The following is a 15,109-nucleotide window of genomic DNA, read 5'->3' as shown; positions in this document are numbered from 1 at the left end:
CGATGCGTGAGGCCGGCAGCTGGACTGCCGCCGGTCTTCCGTTTGAGGGTGGATGCGGGAACGCCCCACCCGGCATCAGCTCAGGATCAGTAGCCGAGGCCCTTCTTCTCTTCGTAGACGGCCTTCGGGTCGTCGGCCTGGGTGTAGAGCTTGGATTCGGTCTGGATCCATTTGGGCGGCATGGTGCCGTCCTTCTTGTAGGCGGCCAAAGCGTCGAAGGCGGGACCTGCCATGTTCGGGGTCAGTTCGACCGTGGCATTGGCCTCGCCGTTTTCCATGGCCAGGAAGATATCCGGTACGGCATCGATCGAGACGACCTTGATGTCGGTGCCCGGCTTCAGGCCCGCTTCCTTGATCGCCTGGATGGCGCCGACGGCCATGTCGTCGTTATGGGCATAGAGCGCGCAGATGTTCTTGCCGCCGTCTTCCGCCTTCAGGAAGCTTTCCATGACTTCCTTGCCCTTGGTGCGGGTGAAATCACCGGTCTGGCTGCGGATGATCTTCAGGTTGGCGTGGCCGGCAATGCCTTCCTCGAAGCCCTTCTTGCGGTCGATCGCCGGCGACGATCCCGTCGTCCCCTGCAGTTCGACGATGTTGCAATCCTTGTCGCCGACCTCCTTGGCCAGCCACTCGCCGGCAACCTTGCCCTCATGCACGAGGTCGGAGGTGACGGCGGTCATGTAGAGATCCTTGGACGAGTCGACCGTGCGGTCGAGCAGGATGACCGGAATGTCCGCATCCTTGGCTTCTTCCAGCACTTCGTCCCAGCCGGTGGCGACAACCGGGGCGACGAGGATGGCGTCGACCCCTTGCGCGATAAACGAGCGGAGCGCCTTGATCTGGTTTTCCTGCTTCTGCTGGGCGTCGGCGAATTTCAGATCGATGCCGCGCTCTTCCGCCTGCTGCTTGGTGAGCGTGGTTTCGGCGGCGCGCCAGCCGGATTCCGAACCGATCTGCGAGAAGCCGACGGTCATGTCGGCAGCCATGACGGGCGTAAACATCAGGCCAGCAAGAACCGTGGCGCTGGCAAGCGCAGTAAAGCGTTTCATGTAGGTATCCTCCCAAAAAACACCGTCCTCCAACGGCGTGCAATTTTTAAATCATACTATATTACTTTTGTAAATCGGCCTCCCGTGAAAATTGCAATCAGCAAAAAGGGCGCCGCAAGCGACGCCCTTCTGCAAGTTTCCGGTGCCCAGCACCAAAGGCGCCCGGCGGCTTATTGCGGCAGCTTGTCGTCCACGCCTTCGACGTAGAAATTCATGCCGAGCAGCGTGCCGTCATCGGCCACTTCGCCTTCCTTCAGCCAGGGCGTGCCGTCCTGCTTGTTGATCGGGCCGGTGAAGGGGTGCAGCGTGCCGGCCTTGATCTCGGCTTCGGTCTCGCCCGCCATCTTCTTCACGTCTTCCGGCATGTTGGTGTAGGGGGCCATGGTCAGGATGCCTTCCTTCAGGCCGTCCCAGCTCTGTTCAGCCTTCCAGTTGCCGTCGAGAAGCGCCTTGGCGCGCTTGACGTAATAGGCGCCCCAGGTGTCGACAATGGCCGTCAGCTGGGCGTCGGGACCGGCCGCGATCATGTCGGAGGCCTGGCCGAAGGCCTTGATGCCGCGCTCCTGGGCCACCTGCATCGGCGCCGTGGTGTCGGTGTGCTGGGTCAGGATGTCGACGCCCTGGTCGATGAAGGCCTTGGCGGCATCGGCTTCCTTGCCGGGGTCGAACCAAGTGTTGACCCAGATCACCTTCATCTTGAACTCGGGATCGACGGACTTCGCGCCCAGTTCGAAGGCGTTGATGCCCATCACCACTTCCGGGATCGGGAAGGAGGCGATGTAGCCGGCCGTGTGGGTCTTCGACATCTTCGCGGCGATCTGGCCGAGGATATAGCGGCCCTGGTAGAAGCGTGAGTTGTAGGTGCCGACATTGTCAGCCGTCTTGAATCCGGTCGCGTGCTCGAACTTCACGTCGGGGAACTTGGCGGCAACCTTCAAGGTGGCGTCCATGAAGCCGAACGAGGTGGTGAAGATCAGCTTGCAGCCGGAGCGGGCCATGCGCTCGATCGCACGCTCGGCGTCGGGGCCTTCCGGCACGTTTTCGAGATAGGGCGCGTCGACCTTGTCGCCCATCTCCTTCAACAGTTCCTGGCGGCCGCGCTCCTGCGCCTGGGTCCAGCCGCCATCGGTGATCGAGCCGACATAGACGAAGCAGATCTTCGTCTTGTCCTCGGCCTGGGCGCCTGCTGCCAGGCTGAATACGGTGGCGGCGGTGGCCGCGAGCAATGTTGCAAATCTTTTCATTGTTGCCTCTCCTTGTTCTTGGAAGTTCTTGTTGACTATGAGCGCCCTACCGGTCCGGCACGAATGGCTTGCCGAGCGATGCGGGGGTGTTGATGAGCGTGGTGCGGCGATTGTGCGATATCACGATCAGAACGACAATGGTCGCCACATAGGGCAGCGCCGACATCAGCTGCGAGGGGATGTTGATCCCGAGCGCCTGCACGTGCAGCTGCAGGATGGAGACCGCGCCGAACAGGTAACCGCCCGCCAGCAGCCGCCAGGGACGCCAGGAGGCGAAGACCACCAGCGCCAGCGCGATCCAGCCGCGTCCGGCGGTCATGTTCTCCACCCATTGCGGGGTATAGATCAGCGACAGCTGCGCGCCGGCAAGCCCGGAACAGGCGCCGCCGAACATCACCGCCAGATAGCGGGTGCGGATGACGCCGATGCCGAGCGCATGGGCCGACCCGTGATTGTCGCCGATCGCCCGCAGCTTCAGCCCGGCGCGGGTCTTGAACAGGAACCAGTTGACGCCGATCACCAGCGCGATCGACAGGTAGAAGATCAGGTCCTGATTGAACAGCAGCTTGCCGACCACCGGGATCTGCGACAGGCCGGGAATGGCGATATTGGGCAGGCGCAGGCCCGGCTGGCCGACGAAGTTTTCCCCCATCATCGAGGAGATTCCGAGACCCAGAATGCTGAGCGCCAGCCCGGTTGCCACCTGGTTGCTGACCAGCGTCAGAGTGAGGAAGGCGAAAAGCTGCGAGTAGAGCGCCCCGGCCGCCACACCGCAGACGATGCCGATATAGGGTGAGCCGGACATCTGCGAGCCGATGAAGGCGCTGACGGCACCGACCACCATCATCCCCTCGACACCGAGATTGAGGACTCCCGAACGCTCGGTCACCAGTTCGCCGAGCGCTGCCAGCACCAGCGGCGTCGAGGCTGTGATGATGGTCAGAAGAATGGCCTCGGCGATCATGTGCCGCTCCGCGTCAGGGTGGATGCGACCTTCTGGCGAACCAGCCGGATCTTGTAGTGGATGACGGTATCGGCCGAGAGCACGAAGAACAGCAGCAGTCCCTGGAACACGCGGGTCACCTTGTCGGATATCCCGATCGACAGCTGCGCCCCCTCGCCGCCGAGATAGGTGAGCGCCAGCACGAAGCCCGACACGATGATGCCGAGCGGGTTGAGACGGCCGAGAAAGGCAACGATGATCGCGGTAAAGCCATAGCCCGGCGAGATCGTCGGCTGCAGATGGCCGATCGAGCCGGAAACCTCCGAAATTCCGGCCAGACCGGCAAGCGCGCCCGACAGCATCATCGAGAACCAGATCATCCGCGATGGCGAGAAGCCGGCAAACCGCCCTGCCCGTTCCGACCGGCCGAGAACGGAAATCTCGAAGCCCTTCAGCGTGAAACGGTCGACCAGCCACAGGACGATGGCGATCACGATGGCAAAGACGATCGCCCAGTGGGCGCGGCCGGACGAAAGCACTTCCGGCAGCACGGCGTCGGGCGAAAACGAGATCGATTGCGGGAAGTTGTAACCCTTCGGATCGCGCCAGGCACCGCGCACCAGCCAATCGAGAAACAGCTGGGCGACATAGACCAGCATCAGGCTTGTGAGGATCTCGTTGGTGTTGAGCCGCGTCTTCAGAAAGGCCGGGATTGCCGCATAGAGCGCGCCGCCGATCATCCCCATCACCAGCATCAGCGGCAGCACGAGGAAGGAGTGGAAATCCGGCACCAGGATCGGCAGGATCGAGCCGGTGATCGCACCGACGGTAAACTGGCCCTCGGCGCCGATATTCCAGGTATTGCCGCGGTAGCACACGGCAAGTCCGACCGCGATCAGGATCAGCGGCGCGGCCTTGATCGCCAGCTCGTGCAGCGACCAGACCTCGGTCAGCGGTTCGATGAAGAAGCTGTAGAGAGCCTCTATCGGGTCCTTGCCGAGCAGCATGAACATGATGCCGCCGAAGACGTTTGTCAGCGCGAAGGCGAGCAAGGGTGACAGCATGGAAAACAGGGGCGAGATGCCGGCGCGCTTTTGCAGTTCAATGCGCATGGGCAGGCTCCCTGCCGGCGGTGCCGTCATGCAGGCCGCCCATCAGCAGGCCGATCGACTGGCGCGTCAGCTCGCCGGCCGGATAGGCCCTCGACAGCCGTCCTTCCGAAATCACCGCGATCTCCGAGGCGATCTCGAAGATCTCGTCCAGGTCCTGGCTGATCACCAGCACGGCCGAGCCGGCGCGTGCCAGATCGACCAGCGCCTGGCGGATGCGGCTTGCGGCCCCGGCATCGACGCCCCAGGTCGGCTGGTTGACGACCAGCACCGAGGGCTGGCGATCGAGCTCGCGGCCGATGATGAATTTCTGCAGGTTACCGCCCGAAAGCGCGCCTGCCGGCGGATCCTCACCGCTCTTGCGCACATCCATGGCCGCGCAGACCCTTTGGGTTGCCGTGCGGATCGCGTCGGAGCGAATGACGTCAAGCAGGCCGCCGGAAAGGAAGGCGCGCCGGTCGGATTTCCAGCGCGACATTAGCAGATTGTCGGTCAGTGCCAGCTCGGTGACGGCGCCGTGGCCGTGGCGCTCCTCCGGCACGAAGGAGGCGCCCATCAGGCGGCGGGCGGAAATCCCCTTGCGTCCGACCGGCTTGCCGAGAATGCGCACGGCTTCTGCATCCGCGACCGGGCTTTCGCCCGAGACCACGTCGAACAGTTCGCCCTGGCCGTTGCCGGCCACGCCGGCGATCGCCAGGATTTCGCCGGCCCGCACGGCAAGATCGACCTCGCGCAGCGGCATGGCAAAGGGCGTGCGCGGCGAAAGCGAGACTCGCGACAGCTGCAGCGCCACGTCGCCGCGCGCGGAGCCCACGTCGCGGTCGACCGCCGCGACATTGCTGCCGACCATCATCCGGGCGAGCGAGGCTGCGGTTTCCTGCCGCGGATCGCAGGCGCCGGTCACCTTGCCATGGCGCAGCACGGTCGCGCCATCGCAGAGCCGCTGCACCTCTTCCAGCCGGTGGGAGATATAGAGCACGGAGCGCCCCTCGGCCCGCAGCGTCTCCAGCGTCTCGAACAGCCGGTCCGCCTCCTGCGGCGTCAGCACCGAGGTCGGTTCGTCGAGAATGATCAGCTTGGGGTTCTGCAGCAGCGCCCGGACGATCTCGATGCGCTGGCGCTCGCCGACCGAGAGATCGGCGACATGGGCATTCGGATCGAGCGGCAGACCATAGGCCTTCGACAGCTCGGCCGCCTTTTCGGCAATGGTTGCCAGCGGCACGCTGTCGTCGAGCGAGAGCGCGATGTTTTCCGCGACCGTCAGCGATTCGAACAGCGAGAAATGCTGGAACACCATGCCGATGCCCAGCGTCCGGGCTTCGGCGGGGGTGGCGATCGTCACCGGGCGCCCTTCCCACAGGATGGCGCCTTCACTCGGCTCCAGCACACCGAACAGCATCTTCACCAGGGTCGATTTTCCCGCCCCGTTTTCACCGAGCAGGGCATGAATCTCGCCCGGCGCGATCGCAAGATCGATCGCGTCACAGGCGGCGAAATGACCGAAACGCTTGGTCAGTCCTGCGACAGACAACAGTGCGGCCGTGTTCGGCTGATGCGAAGGCGACACGGGTTCCCCTTAGATGCCACCGGGTTTGTTGTTGCTTTCCCCGGCCAGTTCCCTTCAGTGCGCAACCCCGAAGGGTGGCGACAGGCCCTTATTGATACCCGGATTGTTGCCGTGCACAACGTCCCCTGCCCGACTTTTTTGTGGGCAGCGCCTAAAACCCGGGCAATCGGGCTCAGCCGCGGCGGCCAAGCCTGGGGAAGAATTGCAGCACGGCGCCGATGACGTAGAGATAGAGACTGCTGACGATGAACGGATAGAGCAACCAGGGCGGCGTCTGGAAATGGGCAAGCAGCGCATAGCCGCCGCAGATGCACCAGACGGCGAACATGGCAAGATTGAGCGGCCGCAGCCGCTGCACCCGGACCGGATGCAGGAAATTGATCGGCAGGAAGGTGAGGATGACAGAGACGACGACGAAGACCAGCGCCACCTCGGCAGTCGGCTCGACGACGAAGAAGCCGAAGATCATCATGTTCCACACCACGGGGAAGCCGGAGAAGAAGTTCTCGCCGGTCTTCATGCCGGTATCGGCATAATAGATCGCGCTGGAGACGACGATCATGCCGGCCGCGGCAAACGACCAGGGCTGGCCGATCATGCCGCTTTCATAAAGCGCAAAGGCCGGCAGCAGCACATAGGTGACGTAGTCGATGATGTTGTCGAGCATGACGCCCGACCAGTTCGGCAGCACTTCCTTGACCTTCAGCCGACGGGCGATCGGGCCGTCGATGCCGTCGACCGCAAGCGCCAGGCCGAGCCACCACCACATGTCGACGAACCGGTGCTCGGCTGCGGCGACCACCCCCAGAAAGGCCAGAAACGACCCGGAAGCCGTCAGGATGTGAACCGAAAACGCGCGAATTTCGGCGTATGGCACACGCCTGTAATTGAATATTTTCATACCGGACCGGGACCCTCTCTCAGCGGTGCCGCGATATTCCCCGAAAACAGGAGATTTGCAACCGCCTTGCCCCTGGCGACTTCGTGTTTTTACGGTTGCCGCGCCTTGACAAAGAACAGGACTGCGGCGGATCGCCCATGGATTTTGCCGGTCATCCGTCCTAGATAATCATCGGAAAACAGGTGGAAAAACCATGAAGCATTTCGAGATCGCCGTCATCGGCGCCGGACTTGCCGGCACCATCGCCGCCATCGCGCTGGCCCGCCGCGGCCGCAAGGTCGCGCTGATCGCCCCGGCGACACGGCCCGATGACCAGCGGACAACCGCGCTGATGGACCAGTCGATCGGCTATCTCGACCGCCTCGGCCTGTGGGAGGCGATCCGCCCCGCCGCCGCGCCGTTGCAGGTCATGCAGATCCTCGACGGCACCAGGCGCCTGCTGCGCGCGCCGCCGATCGCCTTTCGCGCCGGCGAGATCGGGCTCGATGCCTTCGGCTACAACATGCCGAACGCGGCACTGATCGAGGCGCTTCGCCCGGCGGCTGAGACCGAACCCAATCTGACGCTGATCGAGGCCAGCGCCGAGACCATCGACATGACGGCCGACTCCGTCAGCATCACCCTGACGACCGGCGACGGCGTCACGGCGGATTTCATCGTCGGCGCGGACGGTCGGGCGTCGAAGACCCGGGAGGCCGCGGGCGTCGCGGTCAAGACCTGGACCTATCCGCAAACCGCCGTGGTGCTGAATTTCGCCCACCGCCTGCCGCATCGCAATGTTTCGACCGAGTTCCACACGGACCATGGACCATTTACCCAGGTGCCGCTGCCGGGCGACCGCTCGAGCCTTGTCTGGGTGGTCGCGCCGAAGGAAGCGGAACGGCTGACAGGTCTTGGGGCGGCGGAGCTTTCCCGCGCGGTCGAAACGCGGATGGACGCCCTGCTCGGCAAGGTGACCGTCGAGGGCACGGCGCAGGCCTGGCCGCTGTCCGGCATGAGCGCACGGCGCTATGGCAAGGGTCGCGCGGCCTTTATCGGGGAAGCGGCGCATGCCTTCCCGCCGATTGGCGCGCAGGGGCTCAATCTATCGCTGCGGGATGTGATGGCGCTGGAAAGCCTGCTTGCGGCATCCGGCACGGAGATCCGGGCGGATGTCGGGGATCGCTACGATGCCAAGCGGCGCGCCGACGTGTGGAGCCGCACGGCCAGCGTCGATCTGCTCAACCGCTCGCTGCTGTCGTCCTTCCTGCCGGTCCAGATGCTGCGCGCCGCGGGCCTGCACGTGCTCGCCAATCTGGCGCCGCTGCGCCATCTCGTGATGCAGGAGGGCGTCGCGCCCGGTTTCGGTTTTACCCGGATCGGCCAGGGCCTACGGGAAAAGGTCCGCCGGAAAAAGGCCTGACTTCATGGCGTAGAGAAACAGCGAGACGGTGACGACGGAGAGCGCCGTGGTGATCAGGATCGTCGCCGAGGCCCGCTCCTGCCAGACACCGTATTGCTGGGCGAGCACGAAGACATTGGTGGCCGCCGGCAACGCCGCCAGCAGCATCGAAGCCTGGATCCACACCGGATCGAAATTGCCGGCAAGGCTCAGCACCACCCACATCAGGAGCGGATGGACGACGAGCTTGACCGGCACGATGTAGCCGATCTCGACCGGAATGCGCTTCAGCGGCCGCAGCGCCAGCGTGACACCCATGGCAAACAGCGCGCAGGGGGCCGCTGCCTGCGCCAGATAGTCGATCAGGCGCTGCAGCGCCACCGGCGGCTGGACCTGCAGGGCGGCCACCAGAAAGCCGAGCGCGGTCGCCACGATGAAGGGATGGGTGCTGACCTTCCTGACCACCTCCCATGCCACCTGATGGGGCGGACGCTTCTCGTCGCCGGCCATCGCCATCATCGCCGGCGCCACCATGAAATGCAGGGCGTTTTCGAAGCAGACGACCAGGGCCACCGGCACCGCCGCCTGTTCGCCGAAGGCCAGCAGGCCGAGGCCCGGCCCCATATAGCCGATATTGCCGTAGGATCCGCCGAACGCCTGGATCACCGACTCGTCGAAGGCATTGCGGCGCAGATAGCGGCCGATGATGAAGACCAGGGCGAAGACCAGATAGGTGCCGAACAGATCGGCGGCGATGAAATCGACCTGCGCCAGATCCTCGATCGGCGTCTGCGCGACCAGCTTGAAGAACAACGCCGGCAGCGCGACATAGATGATGAAGACATTCAGCCAGCCGAGCGCCTCGGCCGGATGATGCTTGACCTTGGCGACCAGGAAGCCGATCAGGATCAGCCCGAAAAACGGCAGAACCAGTGCAACGATGTCTGCCATGCCAAACCCCACCCGGACGCGTGCTCTTTAAACCCGGATCTGGCCTTAGCCGATTTGCGACAGGATTGGAAAGGTCTGCTGGAACCAGATCGCCAGATCGCTGACGAATCCGAAGATGAAGGCAAGCCCGGTCGCAACCAGCAGCCCGCCGATCAACTTCTCGACCAGGCCGAGATGGCGGCGGAAGCGGGTGAGGAAGCGCATGAAGGCGCCGGAAAAAGCGGCCGCGATCCAGAACGGCACGGCCAGACCCAGCGAATAGACCGCCAGCATCAGGGCGCCCTCTCCCACCGTGTCGCGCGACGCGGCGATACCCAGAATGGCGCCCAGCACCGGCCCGATGCAGGGCGTCCAGCCGAAGGCAAAGGCAAGGCCCATGACATAGGCGCCGGTCAGCGTCGCCGGCTTGCCGCCGCCCTGGAAGCGCGCCTCGCTGGACAGGAAGCCGATGCGGAAGACGCCGAGGAAGTTGAGGCCCATGACGACGATGACGAGGCCGCCGATCTTGGCCAGCACGTCCAGATGTTGGCGCAGGACCATGCCGATGGTCGAGGCGCCGGCACCGAGGGCGACGAAGACGGTGGCAAAGCCGAGGGTGAAGGCAAGCGACGAGAACATCACCGCGCGACGGGCAGCCGCCTGCGATCCATCCGCATCCGGCCCTTGCGCCACGGCGCCGCCGCGAAACTGATCGACCGAGATGCCGGCCATGTAGCAGAGATAGGGCGGAACCAGCGGCAGCACGCAGGGCGACAGAAACGAAAGTGCACCGGCCAGCAGCGCGCTGAAGAACGAGATTTCGGCAATCGACAACGAACGGGGCTCCTGGCTAAGTTTTCGTGCTGACGGCGGTGGCGCCTACCTAACCCCGCCACCCCTCACTTGCCAATCACCTTTCCGTTCGCCGCGACATTCGGTCCGGTCGCGTCCACGACCTCTCCGCCCTGGCCGGCAGCCGATCCGGCACGCTTCAGGCAGCCCGTTTTGCCCCCGCCACGACACTGGGGATTTTCACGATTTTCCGGGTTGACCGGACAAATCGACCTGCCTATGTTCCGCGCACTTCCGACGGCCCCGATTTGGCCGCCTTTGGGAGAGCGTAGCTCAGCCGGTAGAGCAACTGACTTTTAATCAGTAGGTCCAGGGTTCGAACCCCTGCGCTCTCACCATATTCTCGCGATCATTCCGCAAATTGCCGTCGGTCATGCCGAGCGGGACGCCGGTCGTACTTCTACGCCCGGCTCGCGTCTGACGTATGAGATCCGCAATTACAGCTGCTGACGATGCCGCGTGCAAACGAAGTGGATGACTTGCGGGGTATCGTATAAGATGCTCCGATGAAGAGAGCCGATGCGATAGACCTGCTGACTCAGAATGCCCATGCCGTGAGGGATATGGGCGCGACGGCTCTTTATCGTTTCGGATCTACGGCGCGCAACGAAGCCCAGTCATCCAGTGATCTGGACATCTTCATCGACTATGATCCTTCGTCGCGTTTCTCCCTGGTTCAACTGGTGGAAATCAAGCAGTTTCTGGAAGCAATGCTGGCGCTCGAGGTGGATCTGACGACCCGCAACAGACTCCATGCGCTGCTGCGGGACGAGATCGAGCAATCCGCCATCCGCGTCTTCTGATGGCCAACCGGAAGGTGGAGCCGGTACTTTTCGAGATGCTGCAAGCCATGGAGGGCATCGAGAGACACACAGCCGACCTTCGCTCGACGATTTCAGTCAAAACTGGCTTCTGCGGTTGGCAGGCCAGAGAGCACTGGAGATCATTTCGCAGGCGGCACGACACCTTCCGGATGAACTGCTGGCGCACGCGCCCGGTGTGCCGTGGAAACAGATCCGCGGCATAGGCAACATATTGCGCCACCAGTATCACCAGATTGCAGACGATGTGATCTGGGCCGTCGTCACCGACCACCTTGAACCCCTGAAAGCCGCCGTGCTGGCCATGTCCGAAATCAGCGGGCCAGACGTTTGACAGTGCGCGGCCGAGACGTCTTTTTACCGAAGCCTCGGGCTTACTTCCATGAGCAAGGATCGGCGCGCGACGCACAAACGGTTGCCGCTGCTGTGGAGAACCGCATCTTCGTTGGAACCATTCGCATGCTCATCCCGTTGGGTCCTCGTAAACCAGGGAGAACTATCATGAATGGTATTATTTATCTCGTCGGCCTCATCGTCGTTGTCGGTGCCATCCTGTCCTTTATCGGACTGGGCTGAAGAACAAGTCGAGCCATGGCGGAGTGCGCCCGACGCCTCCGCCAGCCGCTCGCTCCCGTCCGACCATCAACTCCCCGCCCGCAGGCGTCCGCCCGTTTCAGCCGGCGCAGCCGTCGAGAGACGCCGGGCACACCGCCTCAGCCTCAGCGTGACCAGTCCGTCGATCCATTATCCGGACAGATGCTACCCACACCTAACATCCCGCAAATATTACCGGATTTTCACTGGCCAACCGCCAGGTTGCATGGAATCCTGTTTCGCGTGAATTGCTGCGCGCCTTCACCTCGCCGTGTTTCTGATGGCAGGACGGTTCGGCGCATTTCCGATTTTTCGACACCCTTGCGAGACGACGTCCTTTCATGAGCAACCCGCCCGACCAAGCCTCCCCGACCAAGACCTCGTCAGAGGAGCTTTCCGCACTGTTGAAATCCTCGGCCAAGCGGCGCCGCGGGTCGGTGTGGCTCTGGCGCATCGTGGTCGTGCTGGCGCTTGTCGCGGGCGCCGGCCTCTATCTCTTTGTCACCGGCGGCGAGACCACCTATAGCTACACCACCACCGCCGTGAAAAAGGGCGACGTCACGGTACTGGTGACCGCCACGGGATCGCTGGAGCCGACAGTGCAGATTGACGTGTCGAGCGAGCAGTCGGGCACCGTGCGCGAGGTCATGGTCGACTATAACAGCCAGGTGAAGAAGGGCGAAGTGATCGCAAGGCTCGACACCACATCGCTCGAAGCCTCGCTGAAAAGTGCTAAGGCGAGCCTGCTTGCCTATAAGGCGGCCGTCGCCAAGGCCGAAGCCGACATGAAGTCCGCCAAGGCCTCGCTCGACCGGCTGACCTCGCTGGTCAGCAACCGCGTCTCCACCCAGCAGGATCTCGACGCGGCGCAATATAACTACGAGGCCGCCGTCGCCACCCGCGACAGCGCCAAGGCCAATGTGCTGCTCGGCGAGGCCGCCCTCGACACCGCCCGCACCAATCTTTCCAAGGCGACCATCATCTCGCCGACCGACGGCATCGTGCTGTCGCGGGATGTCGATCCGGGCGCCACCGTCGCCGCCTCGCTCGAGGCGCCGACGCTGTTCACCATTGCCGGCGACCTGAAGAAGATGCAGCTCGAAGTGGCGATCGACGAGGCCGATGTCGGTGAGGTCGCCGTCGGACAGAAGGCGACATTTACCGTCGACGCCTTTCCCGGTCAGCGGTTCCCGGCCGAGATCACCTCCGTGCGCTATGCCTCGACGACGGAAAACGATGTCGTCACCTATACCGGCATCCTGTCGGTCGACAATGCCGCGATGAAGCTGCGCCAGGGGATGACCGCCACCGCCGATATCGTCGTCGACCAGGTGAAGGACGCCCTGGTGGTGCCCAATGCGGCGCTGCGCTATACGCCGGCAGCCGTCGCGGCCCAGGCGTCGCAGAGCAAGGGCGGCAGCATGTTCGGCATGTTCCGTCCGCCGCGCATGGGCCCGATCACCGCGCCCGAGCCGACCGGCGACCAGCGCACCGTCTGGCTGCTGAAAAACGGGCAGCCGAACGCCGTCAACATCACCATCGGCCCCACCGACGGCCAGAACACGGTGGTCGCCAAGGGCGAGATCGCAGAGGGCGATACGATTATCACCGACGACACGGCTGGCGGCCGCTGATGGCGGACATCCCTCCTTCCTCGGCAATCGTCGACCGGCCGCCTCCCCCACTGGTCGCGTTTCGCGGCGTCTCCAAGGTCTATGGCCGCGGCGAGGCGACGATCCGCGCCCTCGACACTATCGACCTGACGATCGCCACCGGCGAATTCGTCGCGATCATGGGGCCGTCGGGCTCGGGAAAATCGACCGCCATGAACATTCTCGGCTGCCTCGACGTGCCCAGTTCCGGCGATTATCTCTTTCAGGGCATCGATGTCGGTAGCCTCGACCAGGCTCAGCGGACGATCCTCAGGCGCCATATGCTGGGCTTCGTCTTCCAGGGCTTCAACCTGCTCGCCCGCACGTCGGCCATCGAGAATGTCGAACTGCCGCTGATCTACCGCGGCATGGAGGTGCGCCAGCGGCGCGACATGGCCCGCCATGCGCTGGCCCAGGTCGGCCTTGCCGGGCGCGAGAATCACAAGACGCAGGAGCTTTCCGGCGGCCAGCAGCAGCGTGTGGCGATCGCCCGCGCCATCGTCTCCAACCCGCAGGTGCTGCTCGCCGACGAGCCGACCGGCAATCTCGACAGCCGCACCAGTGGCGAGATCATGGACCTGATCACCGGGCTCAATGCCGATCACGGCATTTCCGTCATCATGGTCACGCACGAGGACGACATTGCCGGCTATGCCCGGCGCATCGTCCGTTTCGTCGATGGCCATATCCAGTCCGACATGCAGAACCTCGAGGGCGCCGATGTTTCTTGAGACCGTCAAGCTGGCGCTGAGGGCCATCACCCGCAATCTGCTGCGCTCCTTCCTCACCGTGCTCGGGGTCGTCATCGGCGTTGCCGCCGTCATCGCCATGGTGACGATCGGCAATGGCACGACGGCGCAGGTCACCGCCCAGATCTCCAAGCTCGGCACCAACATGCTGTTTGTCCGGCCGGGGCAATTCGGTCCGGGCCGCGCCAGCACCGACGCGAAGAAATTCTCCGAGCGCGATGTCGATGCGATCCGCAACCAGGTGGCAGGCCTGCAGGCGGTCGCGGGCGTCGACCAGTCGACGGCAACGGCGATCTTTTCCGGCCAGAGCCACAGCACCTCGGTGGTCGGCACCGTCAGCGACTATCTGATCGCCCAGAACTGGACGATCGGCGAAGGGCGCGGTTTCTCCAGTTCAGAAGACCGCGGCGCCCAGGCCGTCTGCATGCTCGGTGCCACTGTACGCCAGGAACTGTTCGGCTCGACCCCGCCGCTCGGCAAATCGGTGCGCGTCGGCGCGGTCGCCTGCACCGTCATCGGACTGCTGGAAAAGAAGGGCCAGAGCGGCATGGGCAACGACCAGGACGACGTGATCCTGATGCCGCTGAAGGTGTTCCAGCGCCGCATCGGCGGCTCCAACACCATCCCCTCGATCGTGTTGTCGGCGCGCGACGGTGTCTCGACGCAGAAGATCCAGGCCTCGGTCGAACGCCTGCTGCGCGAGCGGCGCAAGATCGTCGCCGGCCGCAAGGACGATTTCTCGGTCAATGACATGACCCAGATGGCCTCGACGCTGACCGGCACGACGACGCTGATGACCGGGCTGTTGAGCGCGGTCGCCGCCGTCAGCCTGCTGGTCGGCGGCATCGGCATCATGAACATCATGCTGGTCTCGGTCACCGAGCGCACGCGCGAGATCGGGACGCGACTCGCGATCGGCGCGCTGGAGGGCCAGGTGCTGATGCAGTTCCTCGTCGAAGCCGTGACGCTGTCGGTGTTCGGCGGCGTGGTCGGCATCCTGCTCGGCCTTGCGCTTGCCTATGGCGCCACCAGCCTGATGCATCTGCCCTTCGTCACCAGTCCTTCGATCATCCTGATTGCCTTCCTGTTTTCCGCGGCAATAGGCATGGTCTTCGGCTATTTTCCGGCCCGCAGCGCTGCCCGGCTCAACCCGATCGACGCGCTGCGGCACGAATAGCGCCAACGTCAAACCATTGATTGTCATTGACTAACAGGCCAGCATAGTTGCAATTAGAAAACCATTTCACGCGGTAGGATTGTTTTCCTGTTGCCGAAAACGATTTTCATGGCGTCAATAGCCACGGTCTCCAGAGGCGC

14 protein-coding genes and 1 tRNA gene are annotated in these 15,109 nt (G+C 63.8%); 7 read left to right on the top strand and 8 right to left on the bottom strand.

All coding sequences use genetic code 11. The annotated features are described in order from the left end of the window. Window positions 1–86: 86 nt before the first annotated feature. From ytfQ to pcsA, 6 genes are all read right to left on the bottom strand, one after another. Complete coding sequence (ytfQ, locus tag J2Z17_RS07485) at window positions 87–1,049, bottom strand: galactofuranose ABC transporter, galactofuranose-binding protein YtfQ (protein ID WP_209943656.1); 963 nt, start codon at window positions 1,047–1,049, stop codon at window positions 87–89. Window positions 1,050–1,219: 170 nt separating this feature from the next. Beyond that, on the bottom strand, window positions 1,220–2,293 hold the full coding sequence (locus tag J2Z17_RS07480) for a BMP family ABC transporter substrate-binding protein (protein ID WP_209943654.1): 1,074 nt from the start codon (window positions 2,291–2,293) through the stop codon (window positions 1,220–1,222). 46 nt (window positions 2,294–2,339) lie between these two features. After that, window positions 2,340–3,257 (bottom strand): ABC transporter permease, encoded by a 918-nt coding sequence (locus J2Z17_RS07475; RefSeq protein ID WP_209943652.1) that lies wholly within the window; start codon window positions 3,255–3,257, stop codon window positions 2,340–2,342. After that, on the bottom strand, window positions 3,254–4,348 hold the full coding sequence (locus tag J2Z17_RS07470) for an ABC transporter permease (protein ID WP_209943650.1): 1,095 nt from the start codon (window positions 4,346–4,348) through the stop codon (window positions 3,254–3,256). Before J2Z17_RS07470 ends, J2Z17_RS07475 begins: the two co-directional genes overlap by 4 nt. Next, window positions 4,338–5,912, bottom strand: coding sequence for an ABC transporter ATP-binding protein (locus J2Z17_RS07465; RefSeq protein WP_209943648.1), 1,575 nt, complete (start codon window positions 5,910–5,912; stop codon window positions 4,338–4,340). Before J2Z17_RS07465 ends, J2Z17_RS07470 begins: the two co-directional genes overlap by 11 nt. 172 nt (window positions 5,913–6,084) lie before the next feature. Next, window positions 6,085–6,813: a phosphatidylcholine synthase gene (pcsA, locus tag J2Z17_RS07460; RefSeq protein WP_209943646.1), complete on the bottom strand. Its 729-nt coding sequence runs from the start codon at window positions 6,811–6,813 to the stop codon at window positions 6,085–6,087. A gap of 193 nt (window positions 6,814–7,006) precedes the next feature. Here pcsA and J2Z17_RS07455 point away from each other — a divergent pair, with 193 nt between their 5' ends. Next, complete coding sequence (locus tag J2Z17_RS07455; RefSeq protein ID WP_209943644.1) at window positions 7,007–8,215, top strand: UbiH/UbiF family hydroxylase; 1,209 nt, start codon at window positions 7,007–7,009, stop codon at window positions 8,213–8,215. Here the strand turns inward: J2Z17_RS07455 and J2Z17_RS07450 are convergent. Next, window positions 8,183–9,145: an AEC family transporter gene (locus J2Z17_RS07450; protein WP_209943642.1), complete on the bottom strand. Its 963-nt coding sequence runs from the start codon at window positions 9,143–9,145 to the stop codon at window positions 8,183–8,185. The two genes, J2Z17_RS07455 and J2Z17_RS07450, sit on opposite strands and share 33 nt — an antisense overlap. A 45-nt stretch (window positions 9,146–9,190) precedes the next feature. Continuing rightward, window positions 9,191–9,958 carry a cytochrome c biogenesis CcdA family protein gene (locus J2Z17_RS07445; protein WP_209943640.1) on the bottom strand — a complete coding sequence of 256 codons (768 nt, stop codon included), beginning with the start codon at window positions 9,956–9,958 and terminating at the stop codon, window positions 9,191–9,193. A gap of 280 nt (window positions 9,959–10,238) precedes the next feature. On the opposite strand from J2Z17_RS07445, the gene J2Z17_RS07440 reads away from it, so the two are divergent. From J2Z17_RS07440 to J2Z17_RS07415, 6 genes are all read left to right on the top strand, one after another. Continuing rightward, window positions 10,239–10,314, top strand: a tRNA-Lys gene (locus tag J2Z17_RS07440). 168 nt (window positions 10,315–10,482) lie between these two features. Further along, complete coding sequence (locus J2Z17_RS07435) at window positions 10,483–10,779, top strand: nucleotidyltransferase family protein (protein ID WP_209943638.1); 297 nt, start codon at window positions 10,483–10,485, stop codon at window positions 10,777–10,779. A gap of 115 nt (window positions 10,780–10,894) precedes the next feature. Next, window positions 10,895–11,131: a HepT-like ribonuclease domain-containing protein gene (locus J2Z17_RS07430; RefSeq protein ID WP_245223917.1), complete on the top strand. Its 237-nt coding sequence runs from the start codon at window positions 10,895–10,897 to the stop codon at window positions 11,129–11,131. A 601-nt stretch (window positions 11,132–11,732) separates the two neighbouring features. Further along, window positions 11,733–13,025: an efflux RND transporter periplasmic adaptor subunit gene (locus tag J2Z17_RS07425; protein ID WP_209943635.1), complete on the top strand. Its 1,293-nt coding sequence runs from the start codon at window positions 11,733–11,735 to the stop codon at window positions 13,023–13,025. Beyond that, the gene (locus J2Z17_RS07420) at window positions 13,025–13,774 is read left to right on the top strand and encodes an ABC transporter ATP-binding protein (protein ID WP_209943633.1); all 750 of its coding nucleotides are present in this window, start codon (window positions 13,025–13,027) and stop codon (window positions 13,772–13,774) included. The genes J2Z17_RS07425 and J2Z17_RS07420 overlap by 1 nt, the downstream gene beginning before the upstream one ends. Continuing rightward, entirely contained in the window at window positions 13,764–14,969 is a 1,206-nt protein-coding gene (locus tag J2Z17_RS07415) for an ABC transporter permease (protein ID WP_209943631.1), read from the top strand. Before J2Z17_RS07420 ends, J2Z17_RS07415 begins: the two co-directional genes overlap by 11 nt. Window positions 14,970–15,109 lie beyond the last annotated feature (140 nt).

It is taken from the genome of Heterorhizobium halophytocola (assembly GCF_017873095.1).
GTDB classification, from domain to species: Bacteria; Pseudomonadota; Alphaproteobacteria; order Rhizobiales; family Rhizobiaceae; genus Allorhizobium; species Allorhizobium halophytocola.
Note: the sequence above shows the minus strand (reverse complement) of the source record. Positions and strands in the feature narration are given on the sequence as shown.

Coding starts and splice junctions, on each gene's coding strand:
- ytfQ (WP_209943656.1), bottom strand. CDS start 1,049: ATGAAACGCTTTACTGCGCTTGCCAGCGCCACGGTTCTTGCTGGCCTG.
- J2Z17_RS07435 (WP_209943638.1), top strand. CDS start 10,483: ATGAAGAGAGCCGATGCGATAGACCTGCTGACTCAGAATGCCCATGCC.
- J2Z17_RS07475 (WP_209943652.1), bottom strand. CDS start 3,257: ATGATCGCCGAGGCCATTCTTCTGACCATCATCACAGCCTCGACGCCG.
- J2Z17_RS07420 (WP_209943633.1), top strand. CDS start 13,025: ATGGCGGACATCCCTCCTTCCTCGGCAATCGTCGACCGGCCGCCTCCC.
- J2Z17_RS07455 (WP_209943644.1), top strand. CDS start 7,007: ATGAAGCATTTCGAGATCGCCGTCATCGGCGCCGGACTTGCCGGCACC.
- J2Z17_RS07415 (WP_209943631.1), top strand. CDS start 13,764: ATGTTTCTTGAGACCGTCAAGCTGGCGCTGAGGGCCATCACCCGCAAT.
- J2Z17_RS07480 (WP_209943654.1), bottom strand. CDS start 2,293: ATGAAAAGATTTGCAACATTGCTCGCGGCCACCGCCGCCACCGTATTC.
- J2Z17_RS07425 (WP_209943635.1), top strand. CDS start 11,733: ATGAGCAACCCGCCCGACCAAGCCTCCCCGACCAAGACCTCGTCAGAG.
- J2Z17_RS07470 (WP_209943650.1), bottom strand. CDS start 4,348: ATGCGCATTGAACTGCAAAAGCGCGCCGGCATCTCGCCCCTGTTTTCC.
- J2Z17_RS07450 (WP_209943642.1), bottom strand. CDS start 9,145: ATGGCAGACATCGTTGCACTGGTTCTGCCGTTTTTCGGGCTGATCCTG.
- pcsA (WP_209943646.1), bottom strand. CDS start 6,813: ATGAAAATATTCAATTACAGGCGTGTGCCATACGCCGAAATTCGCGCG.